Raw genomic sequence first — 20,424 nt, 5'->3', positions numbered from 1 at the left:
GAGTCGGTTTCTGACAGCGGAAGTAGGGACCATGAAGAAGCTGGCAGCGGCGCTGTTGAGCGCCATGGCAATGGCCGCGGCACCGGTGATGATCGCACCGGCCGCGCAAGCCGATGTGTGTGGTGACGCCGGCGGGCGGCACGTCAATGTGGGTGGCTGCACCAACGTCGCCGGTGATGTCGCGGTGGCCGGTGCGGTGGCGACCGATGACGATGCCGCCGCACAGGCGGCGTCCGGTCAGCCACCGTGCTACACGCCGCAAGGGGTGCCGTATTACACGCCCGGCTCGGATCCCTGCTACTGAGCGGCTCCGGTGAGGCCCGGCTCGACGCGGGCCAGTTAGCGGCCTTCGCGGCGATTGTCGAACTCGGCAGTTTCGAGGCGGCGGCTGATCGATTGCACGTCACGCCGTCGGCGGTGAGCCAGCGCATCAAGGCGCTCGAAAAATACGTGGGCCAGGTACTTCTGGTCCGCGGAAAGCCCTGTGTACCAACGGCGGCCGGTAAGCCGTTGCTGAGGCTGGCCGCTCAGACCGCGATTCTGGAAGCAGAGGCCATCGCCGAGATGGCCGGTGGCGGCGAGTCGTCGCCACGGCCGCGTATTGCGATGGCGGTCAACGCGGATTCGATGGTGACGTGGTTCGCCGGCGTGCTCTCGGATCTGCCTGATGTGTTGTTCGACATCCGGATCGAGGATCAGGATCATTCCGCGCGGCTGCTACGCGAAGGCGTGGTGATGGGTGCCGTCACCACCGAACGCACCCCGGTGCCAGGCTGCCGGGTGCGGCCGCTCGGCGTGATGCGATATCTGCCGGTGGCCAGCAGCGGCTACGTAAAGCGCTATCTGCCAAGCGGTTTCACCGCAGATGCGGTGGCGCAGTCGCCGTCGCTGGCGTGGAACCGCGACGATGCGTTGCAGGACATGTTGGTGCGCAAAACCTTTCGACGCGACATCGATCGGCCCGTCCACTATGTGCCGACTGCGGAGGGGTTCGGCGCCGCCGTACGCGCCGGATTGGGGTGGGGGATGTATCCCGAACAGTCGGCGGCGACGGCGATCGCCGACGGGTCTTTCGTCCAGGTCTGCGATGTCCACCTGGATGTTCCGTTGTTCTGGCAGTGCTGGAAACTCGACAGTCCGCTGATGGACACCGTGACCGGCACGGTTCTGGCCGCGGCAGCGGCGCTGAGAACCCGGCGTTAGTCCGCACACAGGAAAGTCACAGCCACACCACAAGGTTTCCGCATCGTCGATTCGGTTAACCGGTCCCAGACGAGCTATCGACGACTGGGGTGTATGAGATGAAAGAAAACCGTCCTGCCCGTATGACGTTGGCGGCTGCGACCATCGGCGCGGGTGCAGTACTGGCTGGTGGCGCACTGTTTGCCGCGATACACGTCGAGCGTGGTTCGGGGACAGTGCTATCCGATCCCGGTTCGGTCACCGCACCGTCGACGGTCACGATGACAACCGGGGTGACCACGAGTACCTCACCCGGCCAAGGCTCGGTGACTCCGTCGGTCGCGACACCGCAGATCACCACTACGCCGACGTCGGCAACGCCGGGATAAACAGGTTCGCCGTCTACGATCGACGCCGTTGATCCGTCGATCGGAGTGGTGAATGGGTGATGTCAGGCGCACGGCCCGGGTTGCGTTGGCGTTGTTGGTAGCGCTGATCGGACTCCAGGCAGGCCCGGCCACGCTTGCGCACGCCGACGACGTGCTGCCCAATGTTCGCTTCACCACGACATCTGGCGCCCCGTTGCAAAACGGCGCGACCTACGGCATCGGCACGGTGATCGTCGCGCATTTCGACGGTCCGGTCGCCGACAAGGGTCTGGCCGATCAGGCTTTGGCTGTCGACACAGCGCCGGAAGTCGCAGGCGCCTGGCACTGGGTCGATGATCGGACTGCCCATTGGCGCCCTCCGCAGTACTACGACCCGGGCACGGTCGTGACCGTCACCCCGGGGCCGGGGCCGCCACTGTCGTTCACCATCGGCGCCTCGCACGTGTCGATTGCCGATGACGCCACCAAACAGGTGACCGTCTTCGACGGCGGAAAGCTGGTGCGCACCATGCCAACGTCGATGGGGCGTGGCGGTACCGAGAAGGTCGGCAACACGACCCTGAGCTTCTGGACTCAGCCGGGCATCTACACCGTTCTGGACAAGAGCAATCCGGTGATCATGGACTCCTCCACGTACGGTCTGCCGATCAACTCCCATCTCGGCTACAAGGAGTCGATCAACTATGCGGTGCGGATCAGTAGTGACGGTGTCTATTTGCACGAGCTGGACGCGACGGTGTGGGCCCAGGGCAACACCGACACCAGCCATGGCTGTCTGAATCTCAACCGCGACAACGCCATCTGGTTCTACAACTTCTCGGTTCCCGGGGACGTCGTCGAGGTGCGCAACACCGGTGGCAAACCCCTGCAGCTGTGGCAGAACGGTGACTGGAGCGTGCCGTGGGAGCAGTGGGCTTGACGGTTTCGGCGGGCAGGAGCGCAGCGACCCGGGAAATGGTCTCGGCGGTGAACCGCTGAACTGCGGTTGACGATGTGGCATCGTGACACCCATGTCCGATGCCGAGATCTTGCCCACGCAAAGAACCTTTTTCGGGCATCCGGTCGGCCTGGCCAACCTTTTCGGTGTGGAGCTGTGGGAGCGGTTCTCGTATTACGGGATGCTCACGATCCTCGGCTACTACCTGTACTACTCGCTCACCGACGGTGGTCTGGCATTACCGAAGGCCACCGCGACCGGCATCGTCGGCGCATACGGCGGTCTGGTCTATCTGTCCACGGTCCTCGGCGGCTGGGTGGCCGACCGGTTACTGGGCATGGAACGCACCGTGTTGTACGGCGGAGTGGTGGTCATGTGCGGCCACATCGCGCTGGCGGTGCTGCCCGGGCTGACCGGTGTCGCGGTCGGTCTGGTGCTCATCGCGCTGGGATCGGGTGCGCTGAAAGCCAATGCGTCCTCCCTGTTGGGCACACTCTATGAGGAGGGCGACCCACGTCGCGACGGCGGATTCACGCTGTTCTACCTCGGCATAAATCTCGGGTCGTTCGTCGGCCCCCTGATCACCGGTCTTCTGCAGACCAAGGTCGGATTCCACTACGGGTTCGGTGCGGCAGCAATCGGCATGGCGCTGGGACTGACCCAGTACGTGGTGTTCCGCCGCAACCTCGGCAGCCATGGTCGCACCGTTCCGCACCCCTTGTCGCACAAGGAGTTCTGGCGCACCGCCGGGATCGCACTGGTGGTGATTGCCGCTGCCGTGCTGGCATTCGTGTTCGGTCTGATCACGCTGGCCAACTTGTCCCAGGTGACCACCGGGATCCTCATCGTCGCGTCGGTCGGGTACTTCGCGGTGATGCTGGGCAGCCCCAGCGTCGAGCCGCTGGAGCGCACCCGGGTGCGCGCATTCATCCCGTTGTTCATCGCCAATGCCGTGTTCTGGTCGCTGTTTCAGCAGATCTTCACGGTGCTCGCGGTCTACTCGGATGAGCGAATGAACTGGTCGATCTTCGGCTGGCGAGCACCGTCGAACTGGATCGGTTCCATCGAACCGGTGTGGATCATCTTGCTGTCACCGCTTTTTGCCGCGATGTGGACCAAGCTAGGCCGGCGCGCGCCCACCACTCCGCGCAAGTTCGCCTACGGCGTGATCGGTATGGGAGCGGCGTTCCTGTTGTTCCTGCCGATGGCCGGGACGACAGGCCGAAGCGTGCCCGCCCTATTCATCGTGGCGGTCATGGGCGTCTTCGCGATATCCGAACTCATGCTGTCGCCGATCGGGCTGTCCGTCACGACTCAATTGGCGCCCAATGCTTTTCGTGCTCAGATGATGGCGCTGTACTTCTTCTCCGTCGGTCTTGGCACGGCGATGTCTGGCGTGCTGTCCGGCTACTACAGTCCGGACGACGAGTTCGCGTACTTCGGCATTCTGGGTGCTGTCGCCATCGCCGTCGGCGTGGTCGTGTGGGCGTTCGCGCCCCGGGTCAGCCGGCTGATGGAGGGGGTGCACTGACGGTCGAGTCGAGCAGCCGGATCATCTCGGCTCGCATCTCGACCTTGCGCACCTTTCCGGTGACGGTCATCGGGAAGTCATCGACAACCCGCACGTACCGCGGAACCTTGAAGTGCGCCAGCTTTCCCGCTGCAAACGACTGCACAGCGGCGGCGTCCAACGGCGCAGCGCCTGCGCGCATCTTGATCCATGCGCAGATCTCTTCCCCATAGCGCGGGTCGGGAACGCCGATCACCTGGACATCGTCGATATCGGGGTGGGTGTAGAGGAATTCCTCGACCTCCCTGGGGTAGACGTTCTCACCGCCGCGAATCACCATGTCCTTGATCCGTCCGACGATCTGGCAGTAGCCGTCCTCGCGCATCACCGCCAGATCGCCGGTGTGCATCCAGCCCTCACCGTCGATGGCGTCGGCGGTCTTCTCGGCGTCGTTCCAGTAGCCGAGCATCACCGAGTAACCGCGGGTGCAGAATTCGCCGGTCGCACCCCGCTCGACGAGCGCACCGCTGTCAGGGTCGATGATCTTGATCTCGACGTGGGGATGCGCGCGTCCGACAGTCGCGGTCCGGCGTTCGAGGTCGTCGTCGATCAATGTCTGGCATGACACCGGCGAGGTTTCGGTCATGCCGTAGGCGATCGACACTTCTGACATGTGCAACTGTTCGAGACAGCGCTTCATGATCTCGACCGGGCACGGGGCACCGGCCATGATGCCGGTCCGCAGCGACGACACATCACGGTGAGCCAGGTCGGGGTGACCGAGCATCGCGATGAACATGGTCGGCACTCCGTACAGCGCTGTGCACCGTTCCTGTTCGACCGCGGCCAGGGTCGCGCCGGGATCGAAGCCGGCGGCCGGGATGACCATCGTGGCGCCGTGGGTGGTGCACCCGAGATTGCCCATCACCATGCCGAAGCAGTGATAGAACGGCACCGGGATGCACAACCGGTCACCCGGGCCGAAGTTGATCAGGTCGGTGACGAAGTATCCGTTGTTGAGAATGTTGCGGTGGGAGAGCACCGCGCCCTTGGGGGATCCCGTTGTGCCGGACGTGTATTGGATGTTGATGGGATCCTCTGGCGTCAGGGAGTCAATCCGGGAGCGCAGCTCGTCGACCGAGGTCTGGCCGGCGCGCTGCCGCAGCGCCTCCCAGTCCGGGGAGTTGAGGAACACCACCTCGGACACTCCCGGCACCTCGGGGCGCACCTCGGCGACCATGCTGCGGTAGTCGGAAGTCTTGAAGTCGGTCGCCGACACCAGCATCCGGACGCCGGCATGCCGCAGGACGTAGGCCAGTTCGTGGGTGCGGTAGGCGGGATTGATGGTGACCAGGATCGCGCCGATCTTGGCGGTGGCGTACTGGAGCATCGTCCATTCCGCGCAGTTGGGTGCCCAAATGCCCACCCGATCGCCCTTGTCGATGCCCGATGACATCAATGCTCTTGCCAGTGAATCGATTTCACGATTCAACTCGGCGTAGGTCCAGCGCCGACCGGTCGCGACGTCCACCAATGCGTCGATGTCGGGATAGGCCGCAGCGGTGCGTTCGAAGTTCCCGCCGATGGTCTCGTCCAGCAGCGCAACGTTATCCGGTCCTGCCGAATACGACATCGGTGTGCCGTGACGCTCGCGCAGGACGGTCTTGAGTACCTTCCCACTCGCATTGCGCGGCAACGTGTCGACGATGGCGACGCGACGCGGGCGCTTGTAGGCCGCCAGATGTTCGCGGCAGTGCGATTCGATCTCGTCATCGGTGGGCGGATCAGCGGGATCTCGGGGCACGATCACCGCCAGGGGAGTCTCGCCCCATTTCGGATCGGGCACACCGATGACGGCCACCTCGGCGACTTTGGGGTGCGCCGCCAAGACGTTCTCCACCTCGGCGCTGTAGATGTTCTCTCCGCCGGAAATGATCATGTCTTTCTTCCGATCGACCACGTAGATGTAGCCGTCCTCATCCTGCCTGACCAGGTCACCGGAATGGAACCATCCGCCGCGAAAAGCCTCCGCGGTCTCGGCCGGCTTGTTCCAATATCCGGTCATCACCAGTGGGCCTTGATAGACGATCTCGCCGACCATGCCCTGCTCGACCTCGTTCATGTCGTCGTCGACGATGCGGGCCTCGACGTTGAGCATCGGCGTGCCCACCGAACCGATTTTCGCGATCGCGTCATCACCGCTCAACAGGCAGGTGATGGGGCTGCACTCGGTTTGCCCGAAGGCGGCGACGATCTCCGCGCCGGGGAAAGACTCGATCATGTTCTGCAGCAAGGTGGTAGAGGCGGGCGCAGCGCCCCACCAGATGCGCCGCAGACCGGACAGATCCCACTCGCAGAGTCCGTCCAGCGCACAGACGATCTGCCACTGCGCCGGGGTCATCCAGCACGAGGTCACCCGTTCCGCGACGATCGTTCGCACTGTCGCCTCGGCGTCGAATCCGCCCGAGGAGGGAATGACGACCTTGCCGCCGGTGAGGAATGCCGGCAGCAGTCCGGACACACCGGCGGTGTGGAACAGCGGCGCGACTCCAAGCCAACAGTCGTCGTCGGCGCGGTGACCCAGAGTCCCGATCGAGCTGAACGCGTGCAGGTACAGGTTGCGTTGAGTCAGCACAGCACCTTTGGGGAATCCGGTGGTTCCGGAGGTATACATGATGAACGCGGGCTCCTCGTCACCGACCACGACGTCGAGTGGTTGGTCGCCGGCATCCGCGATGGCCGTCTCCAGGTCGTCCCCGATGGTCAGCACTGTGCGAACCGATCTCGGCTGAGCCGACTCGAGAACCGGTGCCAGTGCGTGATCGACGACGACCGCGCACGCACCACTGTCAGTCAGCAGGTAGGCGATCTCGTCGGCAACCAAGCGGAAGTTCAGCGGAACCACGATGGCGCCCAGACGCGATGCGGCAAACCAGGTTTCGACGACTTCGAGACTGTTCAGGCCCAGCACCGCCACCCGATCGCCACGCCCGATGCCGCGCGCAGCCAGTGCGTTGGCCAGGCGGGTCACTCGGATGTCGGTCTCACCGAAGGTCGCACGGCGACGGGGGTCGGTGAATGCGACGGCGTTGGGGCGCACCCGGGCGTGCCGGGCGAGGACGTCGCTGAGGGTGATGCCCGTCGAGGCGGATGTGGTCATAAGCCGACCCGGTCGGCCAGTAGCGCCCGGTGCTGGGCGCTACTGCCGAACAAGGCTGCGGTGGTCTTGGCGCGGCGCAGGTACAGGTGCAAGTCGTGTTCCCAGGTGAACGCGATCCCGCCGTGTACCTGGGTGGCGGTACCCGCGCACTGGGTGAACGTGTCGGCGGCCTGCGCCTTGACCAACGGCGCTGCGATGGACAGCTCAGCGGGATCTTCGGCGCTCATCGCTGCGAACATCACCGCCACCCTCGTCGCGTCGATCTCGATCGCCATCTCGGCACACATGTGCTTGACCGCTTGGAACATGCCGATTGCTCGGTCGAATTGCCTTCTGCTGCAAGAATAGTCGACGCTCAGTGTCAGACACGCCTCTGCCCCGCCCAGCATCTCGGCGGCCAGCAGCACTCGGGCGGTGTCCAGCACCTGCTCGAACTGATCGGGCGCCGCGTCGAGGGGCTCCGCAACGGCCTGGCGCAGCGTCACGCGAGCGACCGGCCGGGTGATGTCGAACGACGGCAGCCGTTCGACGTGGACTCCCGGAGTATCGGTGTTGACCAGGTACAGTCCGACCGACTCCTCGGCGCGTGCGGCGATGACGAGCAGCCCAGCGACGTGGCCGTGCAGAACCGGCGCGCACGCACCGTCCAGCACGGTGCGTCCACCGTCATCGGAGGCCGACACGGTCGCGCAGGTGGGGTTCGCGGCGTCGGGACCGGTGGGCGCAAAGGCCGCGATGCGCTGCCCGCTGAGCAGACCGGGAAGAAGGCGCTGACGCTGTTCCTCGCTGCCCATGCTCAGCACGGCGTGGACGGCAAAAGCATGCGATGCCAGTGGAACCGGGGTCAGGGCGCGGCCGAACTCCTCGAAGACGATCGCCGATTCCACCAGGGTGCCGCCGACTCCGCCGTACTCCGTCGGGACCGCCAGCCCCGGCAATTCCAGCTCGCGGCACAGTCGCTGCCACAGCCGCTCGTCGTGGCCGTGTGCGCCGGCGATATCGCGTACCCACGACAGCGGGGTGGCCTCCTGCAGGAAGGCGCGCATCGAATCGCGGAAGTCCAATTGTTCGGTGTTGTACCGAAAATCCATGTCAGCGTGGCTCCTTGGGAAGTCCGAGCAGCTGCTCGCCGATCACATTGCGCTGGATCTGCGAGCTGCCTGCGTAGATGGTGGAAGCACGTGCGTAGAGGAACTCGTCGAGCCAGCAGGCCGCCGAATTCGGTGTGCCGGTGACCGGAATGATCAGTGCCTCACCGTTTCCCGGGCCGTCGGCAACCAGAGCATCGACACCGAGGATCTCGACGGCCAGCTCGGTGTAGCGCTGGAAATATTCACTCCAGACCACCTTGTTGATCGCAGCCTCGGCGCCCGGTCGCTGTCCGTTCAGCAGGGTGGTCAGGCCCCGGTAGCCCTGGTAGCGCAGGATCTGCACGCGCGAGTAGCACCATGCCAGCTCGTCGCGGATCAGGGGATCGGTGTTGCGGCCCCGCTCCCTGGCGAGCTGCCGCAGCCAGTCCAGCCCGCGGCCGAACTCGATTGCCGCCGTGGTGATCTGAGAGCCACGCTCGAAGCCGAGGACCGTCATCGCGGTTGCCCAGCCACCGCCGACGCCGCCCAGCACGTCGCAGGCCCTGGCGCGGGCGTCGGTGAAGAAGACCTCAGAAAACGACGCGTGGCCGGCCGCGTTGACGATCGGCCGCACCTCGACCCCGGGTTGATCCACCGGCACCAACAACATCGACAGGCCTTTGTGCTTCGGCACGTCGGGGTCGGTTCGGGCCAGAACGAAGATCCAGTTGGCCGTCGGGCCAGCCGACGTCCAGATCTTCTGCCCGTTGACCACCCACTCGTCATTGTCGAGGACGGCTTTTGTACGGACGGACGCGAGATCCGAACCCGCCTCGGGTTCGGAGAATCCCTGGCACCAGCGGTCCTCGCCGGACAAGATCCGCGGCAGGAACTGCTTCTTCTGCTCCTCGGTGCCCAGCGCAATCAGCGTATTGCCCAGCAGATCGATGCCGAACATGTCGTTCTCGTCGCGTTCAGGGGCGCCACCGCAGGAGAACTCCTCGGCCAGTACCGCCTGTTCGATCACGGACAGCCCGCCGCCGCCGTACTCCTTGGGCCAGGAGACCGCCACCAGGCCACGGTCGGCAAGGACTTTGCGCCAGCGGTGCCGGAGCTCTTCACGTTCCTCGGCCGGCTGCGCACCGGGTCCGGCCCAGTCAGAGGGCAGATGGTCAGCCAGGAACGCCCGGATCTCGCCGCGAAATGCCTCTGCTTCGGCGGGATAGTCGATGTCCACCTGTGCTTCGCTCCCGACTCAGGGCCGGTTCTTGGCGGCGGGCAGGATTTCCGGAGCCAGCCGCCAATCCTCGAGTCCGTCCTCGACGGTTCCGATGCCCAGCGGGTTGCCGTTGATCTCGGCCCAGTGCGAGTGATTGAGCTGATGCAGGGAGAAGCAGGCATCCAGGGCGGTGGAGAATCCCATGGCGTCCACGGTCTGGTTCACCGATTCCTTGATCAGCAGCGAAGCGACGGTCGGCACCTTGGCGATCCGGCGGGCGAACTCGATGGTGCGCGCCGAGAGCTCATCGGCCGGGAAGACCTTGCTGACCATTCCGAGTGCGTGCGCGTCATCGGCGCTCAGTGAGTCGCCGGTGAGCAGCAGTTCTTTGGCCTTGCGCGGCCCGAACTCCCACGGGTGACCGAAATACTCGACCCCGCACATACCCAGCCGGGTCCCGACGACGTCGGCGAAGGTCGTGTCCTGTGCGGCGACGATGAGATCGCAGCACCAGGTCAGCATCAGGCCGGCCGACACAACGAGTCCGTGTACCTCAGCGATGGTGATCTTTCGCAGGTTGCGCCACCGCTTGGTGTTCTGGAAGAAGTAGTGCCACTCCTGCCGGTGCCGGGCTTCGGCGCCGGTCAGCGTTCCGCCGTTGCATTGGTAAGTCGGGTGCTGGCCGGGGCCTGCGGAGCGTTCCCGGACGTCATCGGAGGATCCGAGGTCGTGGCCCGCGGAGAAGCAGGGGCCCGCGCCGCGCAGGATGACGACCCGTACGTCGTCGTCCTCTTCGGCCATTTCGAACGCCGTCCCGAGCTCGACGAGCATTCCCCGGTTCTGCGCGTTGCGCTGTTTCGGGCGATCGAGCGTGATCACGGCGATCCGGCCGTCATCGATGACCTCGTACCCGATGTAGTCGAAATGCTGCACGAATGCTCCTTTCCGTTGCTGCGTATGGCTGCCGCTGATGCAGCACGCTACGCGGACAACGACGAAAATGTCCATAGCCAATACGCTCATGGGGAAACTACCAGCTCAGTAAACAAGCAAGAAAAATGGATCTTGCGCCGAATCAAGTATCTTGCTAGTACTGTGTTGTAAGTCGCAGCCGACGGATCGCATGCGCTTGCTCGACCACTACCGAGAGGGTTCAAGATGGAGATCGGACTTTTCCTGATGCCGGCGCATCCACCGGAGCGCAGCCTGTACGACGCGACCCAGTGGGACCTTGACCTCATCACGCTGGCCGACGAGCTGGGCTACGTGGAGGCGTGGGTCGGCGAGCACTTCACGGTGCCGTGGGAGCCGATCTGTGCGCCGGACCTGTTACTGGCTCAGGCGCTGCTGCGGACCAAGAACATCAAGCTCGCTCCCGGCGCGCATCTGCTGCCCTATCACCATCCGGTCGAGCTGGCCCATCGGGTGGCGTACCTCGATCACCTCGCGCAGGGTCGGTTCATGCTTGGTGTCGGCGCCAGCGGCATTCCCGGGGACTGGGCGCTGTTCGACGTCGACGGCCAGAACGGTGAGCACCGCGAGATGACTCGTGAGGCGCTCGAGATCATGCTGAAGGTCTGGACCGAGGATCAGCCGTGGGAGTTCCGCGGAAAGTACTGGAATGCCAACGGAATTGCGCCGATGTTCGAGGGTTTGATGAAGCGGCATATCAAGCCGTTCCAGGCGCCCCACCCGCCGATCGGCGTCACCGGATTCAGTGCGGGCTCCGAGACTCTGAAATTGGCCGGCGAGCGTGGGTACCTGCCGATGAGCCTCGACCTCAACGCCGAATACGTTGCCACTCACTGGGATGCGGTGCTGGAAGGGGCCGAGCGGTCCGGGCGGACACCGGATCGGCGGGACTGGCGGCTGGTGCGCGAGGTCGTCGTCGCCGAAACCGACGAACAGGCATTCCGCTATGCCGTCGACGGCATGATGGGCCGCAACATGCGCGAATACGTCCTTCCGACGTTCCGGATGTTCGGCATGACCAAGTTCTACAAACACAACCCGTCGGTGCCCGACGAGGATGTGACACCGGAGTACTTGGCCGAGAACACATTTGTGGTCGGCTCGGTCGAAACCGTGGTCGACAAGCTCGAAGCCACCTACGACCAGGTCGGCGGATTCGGGCACCTGCTCATCCTCGGTTTCGACTATCTCGACAATCCGGGTCCGTGGAAAGAGTCCATGCGGCTGCTGGCCGAAGAGGTCATGCCGCGGCTGAATGCGCGCATCGCCAAGAAACCGGCGTCGTTGATCGTCTGATCGAGACCGACGCGAGAGGACGGGAGACATGCAGGTGGCTACGGACGTTCCAACGATCACCGTGCGGTATTCGGATGGGACACAGAAGACGATGCCGGCCCAGCCGGACCAGTCGATCCTGGAGGCTGCCGAGGAACACGGCATCGCGATCGTCAACGAATGCCAGAGCGGGATCTGCGGGACCTGCGTAGCGACCTGCACCGCAGGTGATTACGAGATGGGCCGTACCGAGGGGCTTTCCGGCGACGAACGGGTTGCCCGCAAGGTGCTGACGTGTCAGACCTTCGCCAAGTCCGACTGCGTGATCGACCTGCAGTACCCGGCAGACGACAATGCCGCGCGGCTGGTTACCGGGTTCGGTGTGGTGAGCGCGGTGGAGCAGGTGTCGCCGACCACGGCGCTGCTCCGTGTCGACGTCTCGGGGATGGACCCGCTGGTCTATCTACCCGGGCAGTTCGCTCAGCTGCAGGTACCGGGGACGAACATCTGGCGCAACTATTCGTATGCGCATCCCGCCGACGGCCGCACCGAAGTGGAATTCATCGTGCGACTTCTGCCGCAGGGCGTGATGTCGGACTACCTGCGTAATGACGCCAAGGTAGGCGATCGAATCGCCATGCGGTGCAGCAAGGGCGGCTTCTTCCTCCGGCCGGCCGTGCGGCCGGTGGTTCTGGTGGCCGGCGGCACCGGACTGTCGCCGATCCTCGCCATGGCGCAGAGCCTGGACGATGGTCACCGCGGCCCCGTCCACCTGTTGTACGCCGTGTCCGAAGTCGAAGACCTGTGCAAGCTCGACGAACTCGACGCGCTGAAGCGGCGACTTCCGGGACTGGACGTCCACACCGTCGTCTCTCGTCCGAATGCGGAGTGGGACGGGGCGGTTGGCCGAATCACCGATGTGCTCGATCCGACGATGTTCGACGGCGGTAACGCGGACGTCTATGTATGCGGACCGGCCGGAATGGTCGAATCCACCCGGAAGTGGCTCGACGACAACGGCATCCATGGCACCGGCTTGTATTACGAGAAGTTCGTGGCCAGCGGTGCTGCGCGACGGCGCACACCGGCGCGACTGGACAATGCCACGATCGACCTGGCCGACATCCGCCGCCGCGGCCGCGGCACCGCGGTCGTCGTCGGCGGCAGCATCGCGGGTATCGCCGCGGCCAAGGTGCTCAGCGAGACGTTCGACAAGGTCATCGTCCTGGAGAAGGACGCGCCGCACGCCCGCCGCGAGGGCAGGCCCGGAGCCGCACAGGGCTGGCACCTGCACCATCTGCTCACCGCTGGCCGTATCGAACTGGAGCGCTTCTTCCCCGGGATCATCGACGACATGGTCCGCGAGGGCGCCTTCGACGTCGATATGGCGGCCCAGTACCGCATTCGCCTCGGGGGCACGTGGAAGAAGCCCGGAACCGGTCCCATTCAGATCGTGTGCGCCGGTCGGCCACTGCTGGAGTGGTGTGTGCGACGCCGACTGGACTCCGAACCGAGGATCAGCTTCCGCTACGAGGCCGAGGTGGCCGACCTGGTCTACGACCGCGCCAACGATGCCGTCATAGGCGTTGCGGTCGATGGCGATGGTGACGAACTCGAGGTGGTGCCAGCCGAATTCGTGGTGGATGCGTCGGGGAAGAACACCCGCATCCCGGAATTTCTGGACCGCATCGGCGTCGGGGCACCCGAGGTCGAGCAGGACCTCATCAACTGCTTCTACTCCACCATGTTCCACAAAGTGCCTCCGGAGCGGCAATGGGACGACAAGGTGATGGTCATCGGCTACGCGTACCGCCCGTATGAGGACACCTACTCCGCGCAGTACTACACCGACAGTTCGCGCACCATCCTTTCCACCACACTTGCCGCGTACAACTGTTATTCGCCTCCGCGTACGGCACAGGAGTTCCGGGAGTTCGCGAACTTCATGCCATCTCCCGTCGTCGGAGAACACATCGACGGACTGGAACCTGCCTCACCGATCTATAACTTCCGCTATCCCAACATGCTGCGGCTGCATTACGAGAAGAAGCGCAACCTGCCGCGCGCACTGCTGGTGGTCGGTGATGCGTTCACCAGTGCCGATCCGATATCGGGCCTGGGGATGACGCTGGCACTCAAGGAAGTTCGCGAAATGCAGCTGCTGCTCGCGAAGTACGAGCCCACGCATCCGGATCTGCCCCGCCGCTATTTCCGCATCATCTCCAAGCTGGCCGACACCGCCTGGTTCGTCATCCGCGAGCAGAACCTGCGGTTCAACTGGCTCAAGGATGTCGAGAAGAAGCGTCCCTTCTACTTCGGCGTGCTCACCTGGTACATGGACCGGGTCATGGAGTTGGTGCACGACGACCCGGACGTCTACAACGAGTTCCTCGCTGTGGTGCATCTGGTGAAACCCGCTGCGGCGCTGATGACGCCGAAGGTGGCAGCCCGCGTGGTGGGTAAGTGGGCGCGCACCCGGCTGTCCGGGCAGAAGACTCTCATCGCCCGCAACTACGAGAATCGCACCATCCCGTCGCCTGACCGCTTCGGCCACATCGAGCCTGTCCCGGCCGATTTGGCGACAACCCCCTCCCATTAGAGAAGAGGCCCAGATGATTCATCGGATGCTGAACTGCCGCGGCACCCGGATCCACGCCGTCGAAGACGGTGAGGGGCCGCTGGTTGTGTTGGTGCACGGCTTCCCCGAGTCGTGGTATTCCTGGCGTCATCAGATCCCGGCGCTGGCTGCCGCGGGCTACCGGGTGGTGGCGATCGATCAGCGCGGTTACGGCCAATCCTCGAAGTACCGGGTGCAAACCGCCTACCGCATCAAGGAATTGGCGGGCGACATCGTGGGAGTCATCGACGCCTACGGCGAGAAGCAGGCGGTGGTGGTTGGCCACGACTGGGGTGCCCCGGTGGCATGGACCTTCGCCTGGCTGCATCCCGAACGCTGCCGCGGCGTGGTCGGGATCAGCGTGCCGTTCGCCGGCCGCGGGGTGATCGGCCTGCCGGGCAGTCCCTTCGGTGAGCAGCGGCCCAATGACTATCACCTCGAACTGGCCGGTCCCGGGAAGGTCTGGTACCAGGACTACTTCTCCGAACAGGACGCCATCATCACCGAGATCGAAGAGGATCTGCGCGGCTGGTTGCTCGGTCTCACCTACACGGTGTCCGGGGACGCCATGCGGGTCGCCACCGAGGCTGCGGTGGCAGCCGGTGTCGATCTCGCCGCGATGGACCCGATCGAGGTGATCCGTTCGGGCCCGCTGTGCATGCCGCACGGCGCCCGGCTCAAGGACGCTTTCGTCTACCCGGAGACCATGCCCGACTGGTTCACCGAGGACGATCTCGATTTCTACACAGGGGAATTCGAGCGATCCGGGCTGGGTGGTCCGCTGAGCTTCTACCACAACATCGACAACGACTGGCACGACCTCGCCGAGTACGATGGCACCCCGCTGACCCCGCCTGCGCTGTTCATCGGTGGCCAGTACGACGTGGGCACCACCTGGGGCGCCGAGGCCGCCGAACGCGCACACGAGGTGATGCCGAACTACCGCGGCACTCACATGGTGGATGGCGTGGGGCACTGGATCCAGCAGGAGGAGCCCAAGGAGACCAATCGGCTGCTCCTCGACTTCCTCACCGGGCTGTCGTAGGTGCGTCGGCGATGAGAACCTCACACGGACGCGTTCGGCGCGCCGTCTCGGCTGTCGCCACCGGCCGTCCGGTGGTGGTGATGGATGACGGTGAAGCGCAAGGCTATCTGGTGTTCGCCGCGGATGCCGCGACACCGGAGCTGCTCACGTTCACCGTCCGGCACGGATCGGGATACGTCCGGGTCGCGCTGCCGGGTGCGGAATGCGAACGGCTGAATCTGCCTCCGGTGTGTCACAAGGATGGCGAACTCACCGGCACGGCCGGCCACCGGGTCGCGGTCGACTTCCGCGAGACGGGCACGGGGATCTCGGCGATCGACCGTGCCCGGACCATCGCTGCCCTGGCTGCGGCCGAATCGACACCAGCCGACTTCCGCAGGCCCGGACACGTGATCCCGGTTCGGTCGGGACGGCGTGGCGTGTTGGGACCGCTGCCCGGTGCGGCAGAGGCTGCGGTGGATTTGGCCGTGCTGGGTACGCGTAGACCGGCTGGCGTGCTGTGTGAGCTTGTTTCCCAGCGGAATCCGGCCGAGATGGCGGGCCGGGACGAACTGGCTTCGTTCGCCGAGCAGCACCGGCTGCCGTTCGTCTCGATCGCCGAGATCGCCACGTACCGGCGTCGTACCGAGCCGCAGGTCGTCCGCTCGGCGGAGACGACGTTACCCACCGCTGCGGGCACGTTCCGAGTGGTCGGATTCCGCGACGCCGCTGACGGTTGCGAACACCTGGCGATGATCGCGGGCAACGCCGATGCGGATACCCCGATGCCGGTGTACGTGCATATCGAGTGTCTCAGCGGCGATGTCTTCGGATCCCTGGCCTGCCGCTGCGGGGCCGAGCTCGATGGTGCGGTTGCCGCGATGCGCGAGCAGGGCACCGGCATGGTCATCTACCTGCGTCCGCCGACCGCACGTGCCTGCGGTGTGCTCACCAGCGCAACGGCGCCGGATCTGTTGTCGGAGACAGTCGCCTGGATTCTGCGCGACCTCGGGGTATATACCGTCAGACTGTCCGATGACGCACCCGAACTGGGTCTGCTGATGTTCGGGGCAATCCGCGAGCACGGGCTGCACGTCGAGTCGGCTGCGTCGACACTGTCGGCAGTCGGCTGAGAAGTGTTGGGACACAACATGATGGGAGTGATGGTGCGATGACGCATCCGGACCTGGCCGGCAAAGCCGCGATCGTGACAGGCGCGGGCGCCGGTATCGGCCTGGCGATCGCACGACGGCTGGCCGCCGAAGGGTGCCGGGTGCTGTGCGCCGACATCAACCCCGAGTCCGCCGATGTCGCGGCGGCCGAGATCGGCGGCGGCGCGGTCGGCCACCGCGTGGACGTCAGCGATGAGGCACAGGTGATCGCCATGGTCGACGCCTGTGTCGCGGCATTCGGTGGCGTCGACAAGCTCGTCGCCAACGCCGGTGTGGTCCACTTCGCGCCGCTGTTGGAGACCAGCGTCGACGATTTCGACCGGATCATGCGTATCAACCTGCGTGGTGCGTGGCTGTGCACCAAACACGTTGCGCCCCGGATGATCGAGCGCGGCGGGGGCGCCATCGTCAACATGTCCTCGCTGGGCGGGCAGGTCGCCGCCGCAGGCACCTCGGCCTACGGCATGTCCAAGGCCGGCATCATCCACCTCAGCCGGATCACCGCGGCGGAACTGCGTTCGGCGAATGTGCGCTCGAATGCGTTGCTGCCCGCCTTCGTCGATACCCCGATGCAGCAGACCGCGATGACGATGTTCGATGAAGCCTTGGGGGAGGGCGGCGCTGACACGATGATCGGGCGCCTGCAGGGCCGGATGGCCGGTCCCGACGAGATGGCCAGCGTGGTCGCATTTCTGCTGTCCGACGACGCGTCGATGGTCAACGGGACGGCACAGGTCGCCGATGGCGGAACGCTCGCAGCATTGTGGTGATGTTCGGCGTTTTCGGCGGTCTACTCAGATTTGTCCTGGCTGGTAAGGATCGACAACGCGATGGTGGTCATCTCCAGCGCGACATCGGTCCGACGGGTGAGATGCCAGGTGCGCGAAACGTCTTCGATGAAGCTGACGGCAGCGGCGACCAGTAGCCGGGCCTGCGCGACGGAAGTCTGCGGGACAAGGGTGCGAATCAGGTCGATCCACACGCCATCGCGGTCGGCCTGGTTCTTGGCGAAGCTGTCACGAACTTCGTCGGACGTCGAGGACAGCTCGGTGATCGACACCGACACCAGGTCGGGATCGTCCAGGCTGATCCGTACGCGTCCAGCGACGAGTTGGCTGAGGCGTTGTGCCGCAGTGGTATTCGCGCGAAGTGCGCGGATGCACTCCAGTGCGGACCACTCGTCGAGGCGCCGGACCAGTGTGTCGAGGATGGCCTGCTTGGACGAAAACGAGCGGTACAGACCCGGGCCCGCGATACCAACCCGTTTACCGATGTCGGCTGTGCTGACGGCGGGAAATCCATGGGCGCGGAACAGTTGTGCGCCTGCCGCCAGCAGGGTTTCGTAGCGCGAGAACGATGCCGGCTCCCGGTCTGCGGCCGTCTCCATCGGCTCGAGAGCTCCGGTCGGCGGGGTGCGAGCGGCCGCCATGCAGGCCCTGTACAGAAGGTCCTTGAGCTCGCCGCCCGGCAGGCTCAGGCTGTGCCGCCCAAGGCTGGTCAGTGTGCTCGATACCGCCCATGCCCGTAGCTCGACATGTGGGGGGTCCAGCTCCGGCATCTCCAGGTGCACCCCGGCCTGCATGCCCGCGACGATCGCGTTGATACGACCGCGGACCTCGGCACGATCGTCGTCGGTGATGTAGCGGGCTTCCCGCTGCCAGAGCACGGTCAGCGCGCGCGTCTCGACCGCCGCTGCGATCAGCTCGGGCAATTCGGCATGCAGGGGACGCGCTGCCGTTTCCGGTGCGCGGCCCTGCGGATTGCGCACGCTCTGATACTCGTCCTGAGCGTTCAGGATTGCCGCGGTGAGTAGGGCCTGCTTGTTGTCGTAATGGCGATACAGCGCGCGGGCAGTGACGCCGGCCGCTTCGGCGATCTCCTCCAGCTTGACCGAATGAAATCCGCGGTCGATGAACAGCCGGGCGGCCTGGTCGAGGATCTGCTTCTTGCGGTCCTTGGGCCTGCGCCGCACGGCCGGCACGGTTGGCTGCATCGCTGGAGTGCTCCTTCCGGGATCGCCGATTCGCAACATCTTCGCAGATCGCATTGCCTCCGGATTGAGAACGTACTAAAAAAATACATCGTGCGTATAAAAGGCATGTCTGCATGGGAAATTGGACTGACACTGCTAGATATTCACGGTTAACAGATATAGACATAATTGTCTAGTCCGCGTACTCTCGCGGGGGTGATCGGTCGTCTGGATGCGACGGCGAAGACATCTGGCGGGACTTCGCTGAGTCGTCTGCCCGCTGTGGTGGGCGGTCCCGCCCGGGCGCAAGAGGACGTGCGCGAGCCGGATACCGGCCACCTGATCGCCGGGGTGCAGAAGGCGGTCGACCGGCTCGTCGCGGCATCGTCGATGGACGAACTCCTGGCGCTGGCGGCCGAGGCGGCCGCCCAGATCGGCTTCACCCGGGTGTTGTTCTCCCGCGTCGACCATGGGATCTGGCTGACCCAAAGTGCCTTCACCGTAGACGATCCCGATTTCGCCGAGCAGCTCGTTGCTTTCGGAAGCGCCCATTCCCGGCGGTTGGCCGGACAGCTCCTGGAGTCTGAGATGTTGCTCGGCGGAACTCCGATCCTGGTGTCCGATGCGCAGTCACACCCCAGGGTCTTCCGCAAGCTCGTGAGATTCGCTCGGACAACCGATTACGTGGCCGCACCCGTCCAGGCGTGGGGCCTTCCGGTAGCCATGGTGCATGCCGATCGGTATCCCGATCGCAGTGTCGAGGAGATCGACCGCCGGCTACTCGGCCTGTACGCGGGTGGTCTGGGTCTGGCTATCGAGCGGGCTCAGCTGGCCGACCGGTTGAAGGTGATCAATCAGGCGTCGGTGGCCCCGGGTGAGCGGGTGGCCGACAACGACGCGAACCAGGTTGCGCCGGTGCGGCTTGCGGCGGTGTCGCCGTTGCCCAGCGCCGAACACGCCACGGAGCGGTTGTCGCCGCGCGAGTGGGATGTGTTGCGCAGCATCGCATTGGGAAAGACCAATGCCCAGATCGCCACCGGCCTGTTCCTCACCGAGAACACGGTGAAGGTGCATGTCAAGCGCATCCTGCGGAAGCTGGGCGCTGCCAACCGAACTGAGGCCGCGGCGCTCTATCACCGGCTGACCCGCCGGGGACCTTAGGTCCGCACCACTGTCGGCCCCATCGCCTCATAGCGCCGGGCTTCGGCGAGAGACAATTCCGTGCCGGTCACGATCGAGTCGAAGTCCGATACTTCGGCGAACCGGCAGAAGCTACTGACGCCGAACTTGGTGTGCGCAGCCACCAGAACTCGGCGCCGTGCGGTCTTGACCGCGGTCTGTTTCACCGCGGCCACTGCCGGGTCGGGGGTGGTGAGGCCATGCTCGGGCGAAATCCCGTTCGTGCCAAGGTAAGCGATGTCGATCACCAGGCTGCCCAGCATGTCGGTCGCCCAATGATCAACCGTGGCAAGGGTGCGGCCCCGCATCCGCCCGCCGAGCAACAAGACCGTTACCGAATCGCTGTGGGCCAGCGCTTCGGCCGCCAACAGCGATGAGGTGACCACCGTCAATTCCTCGTCGGCGAGCCGTTCGGCGATCAGCCGCGGGGTGAAACCCTCGTCCAGATAGACCGTTTCGGCCCCGTGTAGTAGCTCGGTGGCTCCGCCCGCGATCCGGTGCTTCTCGGCGAGGTCGACCTGACTGCGGTACTCGACCGTCGATTCGAATGCCGCGGTCTCCAGCGGGACGGCGCCGCCGTGGACCCGCTTGAGCATCCTGCGACCGGCGAGGACCTTCAAGTCGCGGCGGATGGTCTCGGCCGCGACGTCCAGCTCCTCGGCGAGCGCGGCTACCTCGACCCGCCCCCTGGTGCGGGCGAACTCGACGATGCGGCCTTGACGGGTGTCCGAATCCACGTCGCTATT

General features: G+C 65.0%; 16 protein-coding genes and 2 pseudogenes. 11 read left to right on the top strand and 7 right to left on the bottom strand.

Features of this window, described 5'->3' with window-relative positions; all coding sequences use genetic code 11:
- The first annotated feature begins 31 nt into the window (after positions 1-31).
- The 5 genes and pseudogenes from EV580_RS21730 (at position 32) to EV580_RS21710 (ending at position 4,039) form a co-directional block, all read left to right on the top strand.
- Positions 32-304 carry a hypothetical protein gene (locus EV580_RS21730; RefSeq protein WP_133693480.1) on the top strand — a complete coding sequence of 91 codons (273 nt, stop codon included), beginning with the start codon at positions 32-34 and terminating at the stop codon, positions 302-304.
- A complete protein-coding gene (locus EV580_RS21725) occupies positions 301-1,203 on the top strand; it encodes a LysR family transcriptional regulator ArgP (protein WP_133694128.1) in 903 nt (300 codons plus the stop codon). Before EV580_RS21730 ends, EV580_RS21725 begins: the two co-directional genes overlap by 4 nt.
- A gap of 98 nt (positions 1,204-1,301) precedes the next feature.
- Positions 1,302-1,571 carry a hypothetical protein gene (locus EV580_RS21720; protein ID WP_133693478.1) on the top strand — a complete coding sequence of 90 codons (270 nt, stop codon included), beginning with the start codon at positions 1,302-1,304 and terminating at the stop codon, positions 1,569-1,571.
- 163 nt (positions 1,572-1,734) lie between these two features.
- Positions 1,735-2,490: pseudogene (locus EV580_RS21715) on the top strand (L,D-transpeptidase); the annotation flags it as partial.
- 91 nt (positions 2,491-2,581) lie between these two features.
- Positions 2,582-4,039: a peptide MFS transporter gene (locus EV580_RS21710; RefSeq protein WP_133693474.1), complete on the top strand. Its 1,458-nt coding sequence runs from the start codon at positions 2,582-2,584 to the stop codon at positions 4,037-4,039.
- On the opposite strand, the gene EV580_RS34300 is transcribed toward EV580_RS21710, so the two are convergent.
- The 5 genes and pseudogenes from EV580_RS34300 to EV580_RS21690 all read right to left on the bottom strand — a co-directional run bounded on the left by EV580_RS34300 (position 4,011) and on the right by EV580_RS21690 (position 10,439).
- Positions 4,011-5,651 carry an AMP-binding protein gene (locus EV580_RS34300; protein ID WP_255496798.1) on the bottom strand — a complete coding sequence of 547 codons (1,641 nt, stop codon included), beginning with the start codon at positions 5,649-5,651 and terminating at the stop codon, positions 4,011-4,013. The genes EV580_RS21710 and EV580_RS34300 overlap by 29 nt on opposite strands.
- A 21-nt stretch (positions 5,652-5,672) precedes the next feature.
- Positions 5,673-7,178 (bottom strand): annotated as a pseudogene (locus EV580_RS34295) (long-chain-fatty-acid--CoA ligase); the annotation flags it as partial.
- Positions 7,175-8,269: an acyl-CoA dehydrogenase family protein gene (locus EV580_RS21700; protein ID WP_133693470.1), complete on the bottom strand. Its 1,095-nt coding sequence runs from the start codon at positions 8,267-8,269 to the stop codon at positions 7,175-7,177. The gene EV580_RS21700 and the pseudogene EV580_RS34295, both read right to left, overlap by 4 nt.
- A 1-nt stretch (position 8,270) precedes the next feature.
- A complete protein-coding gene (locus EV580_RS21695) occupies positions 8,271-9,485 on the bottom strand; it encodes an acyl-CoA dehydrogenase (protein WP_133693467.1) in 1,215 nt (404 codons plus the stop codon).
- Between the two features lie 18 nt (positions 9,486-9,503).
- Entirely contained in the window at positions 9,504-10,439 is a 936-nt protein-coding gene (locus EV580_RS21690) for an enoyl-CoA hydratase (RefSeq protein ID WP_286171790.1), read from the bottom strand.
- Positions 10,440-10,625: 186 nt separating this feature from the next.
- On the opposite strand from EV580_RS21690, the gene EV580_RS21685 reads away from it, so the two are divergent.
- Genes EV580_RS21685 through EV580_RS21665 form a run of 5 tightly spaced genes read left to right on the top strand, consistent with a single transcriptional unit; the run spans position 10,626 to position 17,297 of the window.
- Positions 10,626-11,735 (top strand): LLM class flavin-dependent oxidoreductase, encoded by a 1,110-nt coding sequence (locus EV580_RS21685; protein ID WP_133693463.1) that lies wholly within the window; start codon positions 10,626-10,628, stop codon positions 11,733-11,735.
- Between the two features lie 28 nt (positions 11,736-11,763).
- Positions 11,764-14,313, top strand: a complete 2,550-nt coding sequence (locus tag EV580_RS21680) for a 2Fe-2S iron-sulfur cluster-binding protein (RefSeq protein ID WP_133693461.1) — start codon at positions 11,764-11,766, stop codon at positions 14,311-14,313.
- Between the two features lie 13 nt (positions 14,314-14,326).
- Entirely contained in the window at positions 14,327-15,376 is a 1,050-nt protein-coding gene (locus EV580_RS21675) for an alpha/beta fold hydrolase (RefSeq protein WP_133693459.1), read from the top strand.
- An 11-nt stretch (positions 15,377-15,387) separates the two neighbouring features.
- Entirely contained in the window at positions 15,388-16,488 is a 1,101-nt protein-coding gene (locus tag EV580_RS21670; protein WP_133693457.1) for a 3,4-dihydroxy-2-butanone-4-phosphate synthase, read from the top strand.
- Positions 16,489-16,526: 38 nt separating this feature from the next.
- Entirely contained in the window at positions 16,527-17,297 is a 771-nt protein-coding gene (locus EV580_RS21665; protein ID WP_133693455.1) for an SDR family oxidoreductase, read from the top strand.
- A gap of 20 nt (positions 17,298-17,317) precedes the next feature.
- Here EV580_RS21665 and EV580_RS21660 read toward each other — a convergent pair whose 3' ends face one another.
- Positions 17,318-18,520, bottom strand: a complete 1,203-nt coding sequence (locus EV580_RS21660) for a TetR/AcrR family transcriptional regulator (RefSeq protein ID WP_133693453.1) — start codon at positions 18,518-18,520, stop codon at positions 17,318-17,320.
- A gap of 195 nt (positions 18,521-18,715) precedes the next feature.
- Here EV580_RS21660 and EV580_RS21655 point away from each other — a divergent pair, with 195 nt between their 5' ends.
- Positions 18,716-19,660 (top strand): helix-turn-helix transcriptional regulator, encoded by a 945-nt coding sequence (locus tag EV580_RS21655; RefSeq protein ID WP_133693450.1) that lies wholly within the window; start codon positions 18,716-18,718, stop codon positions 19,658-19,660.
- Here EV580_RS21655 and EV580_RS21650 read toward each other — a convergent pair.
- The gene (locus EV580_RS21650) at positions 19,657-20,415 is read right to left on the bottom strand and encodes a DeoR/GlpR family DNA-binding transcription regulator (RefSeq protein ID WP_133693448.1); all 759 of its coding nucleotides are present in this window, start codon (positions 20,413-20,415) and stop codon (positions 19,657-19,659) included. The two genes, EV580_RS21655 and EV580_RS21650, sit on opposite strands and share 4 nt — an antisense overlap.
- Positions 20,416-20,424: the final 9 nt, after the last annotated feature.

Origin of the sequence: Mycobacterium sp. BK086, from assembly GCA_004362315.1 — a bacterium.
Lineage (GTDB): Bacteria > Actinomycetota > Actinomycetes > Mycobacteriales > Mycobacteriaceae > Mycobacterium.
The sequence above is the reverse complement of the archived record's forward strand: the minus strand, read 5'-3'. Positions and strand labels throughout refer to the sequence as shown.